This window comes from Pseudocitrobacter vendiensis (assembly GCF_943590815.1).
In the GTDB taxonomy this organism is placed as follows: Bacteria; Pseudomonadota; Gammaproteobacteria; order Enterobacterales; family Enterobacteriaceae; genus Pseudocitrobacter; species Pseudocitrobacter vendiensis.
Map to the genome: position 1 here is coordinate 135,645 of NZ_CALSBS010000008.1, position 13,362 is coordinate 149,006.

The following is a 13,362-nucleotide window of genomic DNA, read 5'->3' on the forward strand; positions in this document are numbered from 1 at the left end:
GAACTTAATCTTCCAGTGCGTAAGCGATAATGTCATCGCCCACATCCGGCGAGTGGCTGGCGCCACCGGCGGAAATCACGACATACTCTTTACCGGTTTTCGGTGATTTATAAATCAGCGGCGCGGCAACAGCGCCAACCGGCAGACGGGCACGCCACAGCTCTTTCCCGGTTGAGGAGTCGAGTGCGCGCAGGTAGTTATCCTGAGTACCGGCAAAGAAGACCAGACCCGAAGCGGTGGAGGTTGGGCCACCGAGCGTTGGCATTCCCAGCGGAATATGCATGCCGGTTTTCATTCCCAGCGGGCCGGTATCTTCCACCGAACCCATCGGAACCTGCCACACCAGTTGGCGCGTATTCAGGTCAATGGCGCTCATGGTGCCAAACGGCGGGGTGTTACACGGCACGCCCAGCGCGGATTGCAGGATATCGATACGCACACCGCCATAAGGGCCAGCAACCTGTGGGCGAACGGTGCCCATAAAGCCCGGGACTTCATCGGTTGAGACGTGGTATTTCGCCATATCTTTCTGACGCACCAGCGACATCCGCAGCGGCATTCGCATATCGTTAACGAACAGCGTGCCGGTACGTTCATCAATGGTGATGCCGCCCCAGTTCATGCCGCCCAGTAGGCTTGGCCATTCAATATACGGTTTTTCAGACGGCGGGGTGAACATGCCGAGATAGGTCGATTCTTTAAAGTCGATACGACAGATCAGTTGATCGAAAGGCGTGACGCCCCACATCGATTTCTCAGTCAGCGGATCAACGCCTAACTGCGGCATGCCCGTAGAGAACGGCTGAGTGGTGGAAAGACGTTCGCCTTCCGCGCCCTGATGCGGCACCGGAATTTCTTCCACTTTGGTGACCGGTTTCCCGGTACGACGGTCGAGAACGTAGATCTGCCCGGTTTTGGTGGTTTGAATCAATACCGGAATTTCTTCGCCTTGCTCGTTCTTCATGTGGAACAGAACGGGCTGAGACGGTAAATCATAGTCCCAGATATCATGGTGAACGGTCTGGAAGACCCATTTGGTTTCACCGGTGCTGGCATCGACAGCCACCACAGACGAGCCGTATTTCTCTTTAGCTTCGTTACGGTCGCCGCCCCAGTAATCCGGCGGGCCGTTACCGGTTGGCAAATAAACCAGATTCAGTTCTTTATCAAAGCCGGGGACCGTCCAGACGTTCGGCGTTTCAAGCGTGTACGCGCGCGCTTTTTCCGGGTCGGTAATGTTTTCCGGTTGACCGACATCCCAGGCCCAGACCACATCGCCCGTGCGCACATCATACGCACGCACGACGCCTGAGGGCTCACCATGCACGATATCGCGCACCCAGCCGCCAATCACCGCAATGTGCCCCATGATCATCGGAATGGATGTTGGGTGATAGCGCTTACTGTTTTCCGTATCGCCCATACCCTGTTTCAGATCGACGCTGCCTTTGTTGCCAAAGCTGTCGCACAGCTCGCCGGTTTTGGCATTCAGGGCAATCAGACGGGCATCGACGGTCGAGATGATAATACGCTGCGGACACTGCTCAAGCGCCGGGCTGGTTTTCTCTTCTGCGCTCAGCGAGTCATCGTTCTGCGCATCGTAATAACCCACGCCGCGACAGGTCACGTGTTCAGCAGTCTGCGCGTGCGGATCAAAACGCCAGCGGGCTTTACCGGTATCGGCATCAATAGCCGTTACCACGTTTAGCGGGGTACAGGAGTAGAGTGTGTCGCCAATTTGCAGCGGCGTGTTTTCGTCAACACCGATACCCGGCCCGGTTAAGCGGCGGCCGGTGTGATACGTCCACGCCACTTTCAGATCTTTTACGTTCTCCGGGGTGATATCCGTGTAAGGCGCATAACGGGTACCTGAGGCATCGCGGCCAAAGAATTCCCAGTTATCACTTTTTGATGCCAGTGTGGGCTCTTTACCTGCATGGGTATCGACAACACCATTATGAATGCCACCGTGTGGGAAAAATGCCGAGACCAGTGTCGCCAGCAACGCGACAAAAATCACCGTGGCGCTGCGGTTGGCCGCACGCACCGATGTGCGCTGAACGGGCAACGTCGTGGTGAGCCACAGGGCGAGCATTAATAAGAGTGCGGGAACCACCAGGCGTGGAATCAGACCCCAGTAACTGAACTGCACTTCATAGAGCGCCCAGATAAGGGTAAGGACAAAGGTAATAATAGAAAGGGGGAGGGCAAACTTACGGCGCAGCAAATAACCGACCGCGATAACCAGATAGGCCAGACCAGCGACCAGATACCAGGCGCTGCCGCCCAGCGACAGGAGCTTACCGCCCCAGATGGTTAAAAAAAGCCCAGTGCCAACACTGAGCAATACGAAGAGTAAGCGGTAGAGCGTAAAGAACACGCCTCCACCTCTGCTTTTATGTTCGTCCATTGTGCATCCCATACAAAGTCAGTCGTTTGAAGCATTTTTGCTCAGTGGGCTGGCGCATCATCCTGCTAAGGGCGTTAGCCGCCTGAGATCCTGTTGTTATGGTGGGTAATCCGAAGGGGAAGTGCCTGCGCCTACAACGTAAGGAAGTTTATTTATTTGTAAGATAAATGTAAAACTTATGAGCATTAAATGTATAACAAATCGAAATGGGGTGCAGAGAGGCAAATGCAGGGAGGTGTAGAGAGCCTCCCTGCGAGGGACTAAAATCAGGCGTCAGCGAGTTGAAGTGATGAAGCTTCCTCGGCATCTTTTTTACGCTGTTGTTCAAGTTCCAGCGCGCCGCGATGTGACAGATAGCAGAACAAAATACAGCAGACAATCCCACCCATCAGCAGATAAAAGCCACCGTGCCAGCCCATTTTATCGACCATCACGCCAAACAGACTGGTACCCAGTGAAGCGCCAAAAATGTAGCTCATAAAACCGCGCAATCCGACAGCAGAGCCTACGGCAAAGCTGGGCACGATTTCCATTGTTTGTACCGAAGCAAGAAATTGCGGGACATAAATCAGACAGCCCACGATGGCGGCAAAAACAGTCACCATCAGCAGAGATTCACTTTTCCAGTAACCGATCAGGCAAATGAAAATCAGCGCCATGCAGATCATCGCCAGCGGCATACGACGCCCTTTGAAGAGCTTATCGGATAACCATCCCGCCAGTAGCGTCGAGGGGATCGCGGCCCATTCAAAAAACAGGAATGCCACGCTCATCTGTTCTTTGGAAAAGTGTTTAACCGTGAGCAGGTAAATGGGCAGCCAACTGATCATCCCAAAACGCACCATGTAGACGAAGACATCGACCAGAGAGACGTACCAGGCATTCTTATTGCGCAGTACGTAGGTACAAAATATCTGGAATGCCGTCATATTTTCAGGGGCTTTTGCCGTATGATTGGTTTTGAGTACCACTTTTTCTTCCGGCATCATCTCTTCCAGTGCGGGCAGCCCTTCCTTACGCGGAGAACCTTTGCCCAGCGCCAGCACCACCAATGCAAAAATAACGGCCACGCAGGCTGGAACAATATAGCTGGCGCTTTGCCAGTGCTCGCTGCCAAGAATAGCAAATCCGGCCCCAACGATCGGCGCAACAATACCACCGCCCACGTTATGGGAAATATTCCAGAAAGCCCCTACGCGCCCACGCTCCCGGCGAGGGAACCAGTTTGCAATGGTAATGAACGAGGGGCCAACGCCCATCCCCTGAAACAGACCATTAAGAATAACTAACGCGGCGAAAATCCAGAAAGCGGTACTGAAACCCAGGCCCACGTTGACGATGGCGCACAGCACCAACCCCGCAGCCATAAAGACTTTTGGGCTGGCTTTATCCGCCAGGCTGCTCATCACACCCTTGCTGATGCCGTAGGCAATAAGCATACAGCTGCTGAGTAAACCTATCTGTGTCGCGCTGAGATCTAATTGCTCTTTTAAATAGGGCGTCGAGAGTGTGAAGTTATTACGTACAATATAATATGCAAGATACCCTAAAAATACGCTAAGCAACGCTTGCATCCGGTATCGATTATAGGTTGCCTGAACTTTCTCCGCAGGAACTTTGTCTGCGGATTGTCCTGTTTTAAATATTGATAACATGTCGTCACCTGTACTTTTAATTGATATAGACAGCAGGAGTAATCGACATAAAGAGTGCGGTAATTATCGTGAGCCTTCAACTTCATGAAATGTGTCAAAAGTGACTCAAATTAACAGCCTGGCTGGATGTTTTTGACTCAATTATTAATGGGTGAATGATGTTCTGTTCTTTTTGATATCAGATTTATCTTTGTCTTGTGCGGTTATTAACATATTCCGCAACTATCATCTGGTATCCTTATTAAGGTTCATCAATGCTTGCGAAGATATCTCCGTGTTCATCGCAGTCGTTTCGGATAATTGAAAACGGGTAAGTTTTGCCACAATTTTTATTTCGCGGGAAGTTGAGATTTATGAGAGGGATCACAATCGTGTTTTGTCACCGGGTCAAAACACTCTGCAAAATCGGTGTTTTGTTATCGCTGATACTGCTTTCCAGGCCGGTGCTGGCACAACATGGCGAACTGGTGATGGCGACAACCTTTTCCCCCGGCGCTACCGCGTGGATTATTCAGCGCTGGCAAACACAGCCCAACGCCGTGACCATTCGCACACTCAACCGTACCAGCGCTTCTCTGGAGCAGTTACTGGATACGTCCGGCACTGAGAATGTCGACCTTATTCTGACCTCCTCTCCTATGCTGTTACAGCATCTTCAGGAACACCAAAAGCTTGCACCGTTGGAAGAGATTCCACAGAACAGTCAGCGCCTGGTACCAGAGTCAATTCGCTCCACCTCCGTTGCCGTTGCGATTTCGGGGTTTGGCCTGTTGATTAACCGTTCGGCACTGGCTGCGCGTCATCTTCCCGCGCCCGCAGATTGGGACGATTTGATGCAGCCGCGATATCAGGGGGCTTTGCTGATGAGTAGCCCATCCAGGTCTGATACCAACCATTTGATGATTGAAGCACTTCTTCAGCAGAAGGGGTGGGAGCAAGGATGGGAAACACTACTGGCGAGCGCCGGTAATTTAGTGACGATTTCATCGAGAAGTTTTGGCGTCGCCGATAAAATTAAAAGTGGGCTGGGCGTCGCCGGGCCGGTAATTGATAACTATGCCAATTTACTGTTAAACGATCCGCATCTGATGTTTAGCTATTTCCCTCAATCGGCGGTTTCACCGACTTATGTCGCGGTGCTCAAAAACAGCCAGCATGCAGGGGAAGCCAGGCGCTTTATCCGTTATCTTCTTAGCGCTGAAGGCCAGCGCATCCTCGCAGATGCCAACACCGGCAAGTACCCGGTCACGCCGTTAGACTCTGATAATCCAAGAGCCGCGCAGCAGGCCGTGTTGATGAATCAACCGCCATTGAACTATCGCCTGATACTGAAACGTCAGCAGTTGGTGCAGCGTATGTTTGATACGGCGATTAGCTTTCGTCTGGCGCAGTTGAAAGACGCCTGGCGGGCGCTTCATAGTGCTGAAGCACGACTTAAGCGTCCCTTACCTGAAATTCGTTCGCTGCTTACCCGTGTGCCGGTTGATTCTGCGAGCAGTGAAAATGAAGCCTGGCTGGCGCAGTTCGATAATAAAAGTTTTGCAGAGCAACAAATGATGGAATGGCAGCTTTGGTTTCTGAATAACCAACGCCAGGCAATCAATAAACTGGAAGAGCTGAAATGAAGGGTAGGTCGCTTCTGCAACGTTTGCGGCAAATGAGCATCAGTAATAGCCTACGCGGCGCTTTTTTAATGGGGGCGTTTCTGACCCTGATTGTCAGCAGCGTTAGCCTTTACTCCTGGTATGAACAAAGTTCGCAGATTCGCTATTCGCTTGATGAGTATTTTCCGCGTATTCATTCTGCTTTTCAGATTGAGGGCAGCTTAAATCTGGCCGTCGATCAGTTAAATGAGTTTTTACTGGCACCCAATACCACGGTACGTTTACAGCTGCGAAAGCAGATTATCCAGCAATTAGATAAAATTGAGCGGCTCAGCCAGGGCCTGACGCCCGAGGAGCATCAGCAGCTAGCGATGATTTTGCAGGATAGCCGGAAATTGTTATCCGAGCTGGACAGGGCGCTCTATAACATGTTCCTGGTGCGTGAAAAAGTGAGTGAGCTCTCCGCCAGAATTGATTGGCTGCATGATGATTTTACGACCGAACTTAATTCGCTGGTGCAGGATTTTACCTGGCAGCAGGGAACATTGCTCGATCAAATAGAAACACGCCAGGGCGATACCACACAATACCTGAAGCGTTCTCGGGAAGTGCAGAATGAGCAGCAGCAGGTCTATACGCTTTCGCGAATTGAAAATCAGATTGTTGACGATCTGCGTGACCGCTTAAATGAATTGAAATCCGGGAATGACGACGGAATGTTGGTCGAGACGCATATTCGTTACCTTGAAAACCTGAAGAAAACGGCGGATGAAAATATCCGCGCGCTGGATGACTGGCCCAGCACCATTACGCTGCGACAAACTATCGATGAACTGCTGGAAATCGGCATGGTGAAGAATAATATGCCCAACACCATGCGTGATTATGTGGCCGCGCAAAAAGCGCTTATCGATGTCAGCCATACCCGTGAAGCAACGCTTGGGCGATTTCGGATATTGCTTGAAACACAACTCGGCAATAGCCATCAGCAAATGCAACGTTTTAATCAGCGAATGGAACAAATCGTTCGTGTGAGCGGCGGATTAATTCTGGTGGCGACATTTCTCGCGCTGTTGCTGGCATGGGCGCTAAACCACTATTTTATTCGGTCGCGACTGGTTAAGCGGTTTACCGCGCTGAATCAGGCGGTTGTACAGATTGGATTAGGCACTACGACCACAGATATCCCTGTGTATGGTCGGGATGAACTCGGGCGAATTGCCGGTTTACTGCGTCATACGCTTGGCCTGTTACATTCACAAAAACGGCAACTGGAGCAGGAAATTACCGAGCGTAAAGCTATCGAAGAAGATTTACGCTCCACGCAGGATGAACTGATTCAGACGGCAAAACTTGCCATGGTCGGGCAAACGATGACGACACTTGCTCATGAAATTAATCAGCCGCTGAATGCGTTATCGATGTATTTGTATACTGCGGGCCGCGCTATCGATATGGGGCAAACGGATCAGGCCAAAACAACCTTGCTTAAAGGAGAGGGGCTGGTCAGCCGGATTGGCGCCATTATACGGTCATTGCGACAGTTCACGCGGCGTGCGGATCAGCATATTGCGCTAAAACCCGTCGACTTAACGCAGACCTTTAATGCAGCCTGGGAATTACTTGCTATGCGCCATAAACCGCAGCAAGCCGTAATGCATCTGCCTGAGAACAACGTATGGATTTCCGGGGAAGACGTTCGCCTGCAACAAGTCCTGGTGAACATACTGGCAAATGCGCTGGATGCGTGCCCGGGGGGCGCGGAAATTACCGTAAGCTGGCAAACAGAGGGGAATTCGCTGAGCGTGTTGATTGCCGATAATGGCCCCGGATGGCCTGAGTCTTTACTGCCCATGTTATTGAAACCTTTCACGACCAGTAAAGATATTGGCCTGGGAATTGGCTTATCGATTTGTGTCTCGCTCATGACACAAATGGGAGGAGAGCTGCGTCTGGCATCCACCTTAACCCAAAATGCCTGCGTAGTGCTGCAATTCAAATTAATGGAAGTAAACGATGTCGAGTAACGATTTTTCCATTCTGTTGATCGATGATGATGCCGACGTGTTAGATGCGTATACCCTTCTGCTTGAACAGGCCGGGTATCGCATTTTTGTGTGTAATAATCCGCTGGATGCACAGCAATGGATTCAGAAAGACTGGCCGGGAATTGTTCTGAGCGATGTCTGTATGCCGGGGTGTTCCGGCATTGATTTAATGACCATATTGCATCGCGATGACAAACAGTTGCCTATTTTATTGATCACCGGTCATGGCGATGTCCCTATGGCGGTGGACGCGGTGAAAAAGGGCGCCTGGGATTTTCTGCAAAAACCGGTAGACCCGGGTAAATTGCTGGCCCTGGTTGATGCTGCGTTACGCCATCGGAAGTCAGTTATTGCCCGCCGTTTACGCCATCAGCAAAGATTACAGGTTGAGCTGGTGGGGCGCAGCGAGTGGATGCAACGCTATCGACAGCGTCTGGAGCAACTCAGTGAAACGGACATTGCTGTGTGGTTTCACGGGGAAGCGGGAACCGGACGCATGACCGGTGCGCGATATCTTCATCAACTGGGGCGCAACGTCAACGGGCCGTTTATTTATCATGAAGTGATCACTGAAAATCCGGCGCTATTTCAGGAAATAATTGCACAGGCGCAGGGTGGCACGCTGGTTTTGAACCGTCCTGAAAATTTAAGCCGTGAGCAACAATATCAACTGGCACAGCTTCAAAGCCTGGAACCACGCCCGTTCCGTTTGATTGGCATCAGCCATTCTTCCCTTGTTGAGTTAGCTGCTGCCAATAATATCGTTGCTGAGCTTTATTACTGCTTTGCCATGACGCAGATTTTCTGTCAGCCCTTGTCACAGCGCCTGGACGATATTGAGCCTCTATTTCATTATTATTTAAACAAGGCCTGCCAGCGTCTTAATCATCCCGTTCCTGACGTCGGGGCAGAGGTTTTGAAAAGAATGCTGCGCAGAGGGTGGTCCAGTAATATCCGTGAGCTGGCAAATGCTGCCGAATTATTTGCGGTTGGCGTTTTACCGCTGGCGGAAGTGGCTAATCCTCATATGCACGTCAGCGAACCGACGCCGCTGGATCGACGCATCGACGAAATTGAACGGCAGATCATTACCGAGGCATTAAATATTCATCAGGGAAGAATTAATGAGGTCGCGGAGTATTTACAAATCCCGCGTAAAAAGCTGTATCTACGGATGAAAAAGCATGGCCTGAGTAAAGAGCATTACAAGATGTAGTGGAACAAAAACGATGGCAGGTTGGGATACATGGTGTCCCCTGCAGGAATCGAACCTGCAACTAGCCCTTAGGAGGGGCTCGTTATATCCATTTAACTAAGGGGACAAAGCGGCACGAGTATAGCGTTTTTTGCCCTGCCGGGTAAGTCTCGTGCCGCTTAACTGCTCAAAGCATCGCCATTTAATGCTGTTTTTTCGACATTTTTTCCTGTTCAGCGCGCTGCTTCGACTCTTCCTTGCGCTTGTTACTCATATCATTGCGAATTTGCGCGTGGCTCATCAGCGCGAAGATAAAGGTGCCGCCGCAGATGTTACCGGCAAGTGTTGGTAGGGCGAAAGGCCAGAAGAATTCGCTCCAGTGTACGGTGCCGTTGAAGACCAGATAGAGGATCTCAACCGAACCGACCACGATGTGGGTGGTGTCGCCGAGTGCGATAAGCCACGTCATCAGAATAATGACCACGATTTTCGCCGCACCTGCCGCAGGGAACATCCAGACCATTGTGGCTATCAGCCAGCCGGAGATAATCGCATTGGCAAACATCTCGGTGGGGCTGTTTTTCATCACATCCATACCGATTTTAACAAACGCATCGCGCGTCTCTTCATCAAATATCGGCATATACTCGAACGCCCAAGCCGCTACACCGGTACCCAACAGGTTACCTAAAAGCACAATGCCCCACAGACGCATCAACAGGCCAAAATTACCGGATGTCGGGTTTTGCATGACCGGTAACACTGCCGTGACGGTGTTCTCGGTAAAAAGCTGCTGGCGCGCCATGATGACAATAATAAAGCCGAAGGTGTAGCCGAGATTCTCCAGCAGAAAACCACCGGGCACGCCGTCCAGTTGTACATGAAAAATGCCTTTTGCCAGCAGCGACGCCCCCATTGAAAGCCCGGCGGCGATGGCGGACCACAGCAGCGCCATCGCGTCACGCTCCAGCTCTTTTTCGCCGTCCTGGCGGATATGCTCGTGGATAGCCATTGCGCGTGAGGGGAGACGGTCCTCATCTATTTCTATCTTCTTACCACTTTGTTTCTCTTCACTTTCGACTTCCAGCTCATCGCTGTTATCGTCAATTTTGTCGTCTTTGAGGTTATCCATCGTGTTGTCCTTTTCTGTACACAAACCTGTTAAAGCGTAGCGGCTTTTGTAACAGTCATGTCGGGACTTATTCTGAAATGGCAAGAATGGTAACGTTTAATGACAACAATTTCGTTAGAATACAAACCCACGAGACGGCGGTTACCAGGCTAAAATCAAAACAACGAGACCGCGAATATATGCACAAAATCATTCAAGCTGCATCAAGGCGGCAAGCGAGCGAATCCCCAGGAGCGTACATAAGTACGTGACAGGGGAGTGAACGCAGCCAACGCAGAGGCAGCTTGAAGGATGATGTGTATAGACATCATTCGACGTGCTGTTAGAATCGCTCACACTAAACAGGCGGACCCAAAGAGTTCCGTCATGGATGGCAATCAGCGATAGCCATAATTAACAGGGAGACACTTATGAAGCTTCGCCTGTCGGCGGTTGCGCTGGGCACCACACTGCTTGTCGGTTGTGCGAGTTCCGGCACTGAACAGCAAGGGCGGTCAGACCCTCTGGAAGGTTTTAACCGCTCGATGTACAACTTCAACTTTAACGTGCTGGACCCTTATGTGCTGCGTCCGGTGGCTGTTGCGTGGCGCGACTATGTACCTCAGCCCGCACGTACCGGCCTTGGCAACTTCACCAGCAACCTGGAAGAACCTGCGGTGATGGCCAACTATTTCCTGCAGGGCGACCCCTATCAGGGGATGGTGCACTTCACGCGATTCTTCCTGAACACTATTCTGGGGATGGGCGGCTTTATTGATGTGGCCGGTATGGCAAACCCGAAACTGCAACGTGTAGAACCGCATCGCTTCGGCAGTACGCTGGGGCACTATGGCGTGGGTTACGGCCCGTACATGCAACTGCCGTTCTATGGAAGTTTCACCCTGCGTGATGAGGGCGGAGATATGGCCGATACGCTGTATCCGGTGCTCTCCTGGCTGACCTGGCCGATGTCTATCGGTAAATGGGCGGTGGAAGGCGTGGAAACACGAGCCCAGTTGCTCGACTCCGATGGCCTGCTGCGCCAGTCTTCCGACCCGTACATTCTGGTGCGTGAAGCCTACTTCCAGCGCCACGACTTTATCGCCAATGGCGGTAAGCTAAAACCGGAAGAAAACCCGAACGCCCAGGCGATTCAGGATGATTTGAAAGATATCGATTCTGAATAAATCGCAGAGTATAGATAAAGAAAAGGTGAGCACTGAGGCTCACCTTTTCTATTTGGGTAAAACTTAGAAGCGGTAGTTGAAGTTGGTACCGAACAGCCAGGCTTTACCTTCGGATTTAAAGGTGTACGGGCCTTCCTGGAATTTAACGCTTTGTCCGTGCATGTAGGATACGCCCACATCGACAGACGCATCTTCGTTAAGCGCATAGGTCGTACCGGCGCTCAGCCACAGGCGGTCTTGATCCGGAATAGAGATAGAACGGTAGTTAGACGGAACCGGGCTATCATCGAAGGCGATACCGGTACGGAAGGTCCAGTTATCGTCGTAGTAATAGGTGGTACCCAGCGCCAGGCGCCATGCGTCTTTAAAGTTCTCGTCTTTCTGGAACAGCGTGCCGCTGCTGTTGGTGGCCTTCAGTTCTTCGAACTGGCTCCAGCTGGTGTAGGTTGCGCTATAGTGGATAGCCCATTGCGGAGCCACACGGTTGTAACCGGAGATTTCCCACATTTCAGGCAGGTTCAGCGTCAGAGAACCGTTGGTGGTGCTGCCATTGGTACCTGCCGGAAGGCCAAAATTCCCGAGGATTTGGTTATATGCGGACGGCAGGTCGCTCTTATAATCGCCATCAAAGTCGATTTTCACTTCAGAACGATAGGTTAAGCCGTAACGGTTGTTCTTATCCAGCTCGAACAGAATACCGGCATTCCAGCCAAAGCCCCACTCATCACCCTTCAGGTGAGCAATTTTGGTATTAGCCGGGATCTGGCTTACCTGGCCTGCCAGAGCCGGAGGAAGCGCACCCGATCCCGCAACGATTTGGCCTAAATCACCTGCATAACGGTCGATTTTTGCACGCGCGTAAACGGCGTTAAAGCCCGCGCCGAAGCTCCATTGAGGGCTCAAACGATAAGCGCCGCTCAGGTTCAGGTTCATCGTTTCGAGGTCAGTCGTGCCACCGTATGCGCCAGCGGCATAGGTATCGTTAAATTCAGTCGCCAGACCATAGTTGGAGGTGACAGAAGCGCCCCAACCAAACTGATCATTGATAGGCATAACAAAGTGAATATTAGGCACCCATGCGGTAGGTGCAATGTTATCCGCTTTGAGACTGTTGCCGGTAGGCGAACGGCCTGAAACGTTCACATCCGGGTCAATATAAACCGCACCGGCAGAAAACGTCGGGCGATCAAACATCATAATCAGCGCGGGGTTACGGCTGGCGTTACCTGCGTCGTCAGCGATGGCACCTTCACCGGAATAGGCGCGGCCCAGACCAGAGGAAGAAAACTCATTAAGCTGGAAGCCTGCAGACCAGGCGTGGGTGGAAACAAGTGCCACTGCGACTGCGAGAGCAGACTTTGTAAACCGGGTTTTCTGGCTCATGACCATAACCTCATTGAGTTATTTTTATACAAAAAATGTTACATGTAGTAACAGAAGCGCGAAGTGTAGGGGCTGGACTACGTCAGAGAAATCAGACCAGTGACGAGAGTATAGGTCTGACCAGATATGATGTTGCAATATTGTTTCTTGAATTTTACATATATGATCACCGAAACGGGATCTGGTTAGCAAATTTGGTGAGGTCGCGCTTCATCTGTTTGGGTGAATTTTGTTTTAGATCATTTTTAAGTGTGATTTCGGTCACTTATCTCAATTGGCATAATTAACAACTGGAGGGAGCTTTCCTGGGAGCGTAAAATAACGTCATCGTTTATCTGGCACCTTCGCGTGCATATACAGAGGAAATCTACAATGAGTAAATGCAGTGCTGATGAAACCCCGGTTTGCTGCTGTATGGATGTTGGCACCATCATGGACAACTCCGATTGCACAGCCTCCTATAGCCGCGTTTTTGCAACTCGCGCTGAAGCTGAAGAAACCCTCGCTGCGCTGACTGAACGCGCGCGCGGCGTTGAATCCGATCCGTGTGTCATCACCCCGGTCTTCAAAGACGTAGAGGGCGGCGTACAGATGGATATCGATTTTGTTTTCGCTTGCGAAGCAGAAACGCTGATTTTCCAACTGGGTCTGCGTTAATCCCTTCTAAACGCCTCTGCGATGCAGGGGCGTTTTCTTTTCCTCCTTCAGTGTGTTTTAGCTCCCATTTTTCTCTCTCCCTCATTGGCTTAATGTAAAAAATTAGTTAAGA

The 13,362-nt window shown here is 51.1% G+C and carries 9 protein-coding genes and 1 tRNA gene; 5 read left to right on the forward strand and 5 right to left on the reverse strand.

The genetic code is table 11. The features are described 5' to 3' along the window. Window positions 1–4: 4 nt before the first annotated feature. Window positions 5–2,410 carry a membrane-bound PQQ-dependent dehydrogenase, glucose/quinate/shikimate family gene (locus NMC31_RS11140; RefSeq protein ID WP_253897953.1) on the reverse strand — a complete coding sequence of 802 codons (2,406 nt, stop codon included), beginning with the start codon at window positions 2,408–2,410 and terminating at the stop codon, window positions 5–7. Between the two features lie 266 nt (window positions 2,411–2,676). Next, complete coding sequence (gene pgtP, locus NMC31_RS11145) at window positions 2,677–4,065, reverse strand: phosphoglycerate transporter PgtP (RefSeq protein WP_253897954.1); 1,389 nt, start codon at window positions 4,063–4,065, stop codon at window positions 2,677–2,679. 413 nt (window positions 4,066–4,478) lie between these two features. Here pgtP and pgtC point away from each other — a divergent pair, with 413 nt between their 5' ends. From pgtC to pgtA, 3 genes are read left to right on the forward strand one after another with little or no spacing between them, the layout of a single operon-like run. Then, entirely contained in the window at window positions 4,479–5,690 is a 1,212-nt protein-coding gene (gene pgtC, locus NMC31_RS11150) for a phosphoglycerate transport regulator PgtC (protein ID WP_253897987.1), read from the forward strand. After that, window positions 5,687–7,696, forward strand: a complete 2,010-nt coding sequence (gene pgtB / locus NMC31_RS11155; protein WP_253897955.1) for a two-component system sensor histidine kinase PgtB — start codon at window positions 5,687–5,689, stop codon at window positions 7,694–7,696. The genes pgtC and pgtB overlap by 4 nt, the downstream gene beginning before the upstream one ends. Next, window positions 7,686–8,933: a two-component system response regulator PgtA gene (pgtA, locus tag NMC31_RS11160; RefSeq protein WP_253897956.1), complete on the forward strand. Its 1,248-nt coding sequence runs from the start codon at window positions 7,686–7,688 to the stop codon at window positions 8,931–8,933. The genes pgtB and pgtA overlap by 11 nt, the downstream gene beginning before the upstream one ends. 31 nt (window positions 8,934–8,964) lie before the next feature. Here pgtA and NMC31_RS11165 read toward each other — a convergent pair. Both NMC31_RS11165 and NMC31_RS11170 read right to left on the reverse strand, forming a co-directional pair. Further along, window positions 8,965–9,039 (reverse strand) — tRNA-Arg (locus tag NMC31_RS11165). Between the two features lie 75 nt (window positions 9,040–9,114). Then, complete coding sequence (locus NMC31_RS11170) at window positions 9,115–10,044, reverse strand: formate/nitrite transporter family protein (RefSeq protein WP_253897957.1); 930 nt, start codon at window positions 10,042–10,044, stop codon at window positions 9,115–9,117. Between the two features lie 410 nt (window positions 10,045–10,454). Here NMC31_RS11170 and mlaA point away from each other — a divergent pair, with 410 nt between their 5' ends. Further along, entirely contained in the window at window positions 10,455–11,210 is a 756-nt protein-coding gene (gene mlaA / locus NMC31_RS11175) for a phospholipid-binding lipoprotein MlaA (RefSeq protein WP_149461965.1), read from the forward strand. A 63-nt stretch (window positions 11,211–11,273) separates the two neighbouring features. On the opposite strand, the gene fadL is transcribed toward mlaA, so the two are convergent. After that, window positions 11,274–12,599 carry a long-chain fatty acid transporter FadL gene (fadL, locus tag NMC31_RS11180; RefSeq protein ID WP_149461966.1) on the reverse strand — a complete coding sequence of 442 codons (1,326 nt, stop codon included), beginning with the start codon at window positions 12,597–12,599 and terminating at the stop codon, window positions 11,274–11,276. 366 nt (window positions 12,600–12,965) lie between these two features. Here fadL and NMC31_RS11185 point away from each other — a divergent pair, with 366 nt between their 5' ends. Then, window positions 12,966–13,250 carry a YfcZ/YiiS family protein gene (locus tag NMC31_RS11185; RefSeq protein ID WP_015963594.1) on the forward strand — a complete coding sequence of 95 codons (285 nt, stop codon included), beginning with the start codon at window positions 12,966–12,968 and terminating at the stop codon, window positions 13,248–13,250. Window positions 13,251–13,362 lie beyond the last annotated feature (112 nt).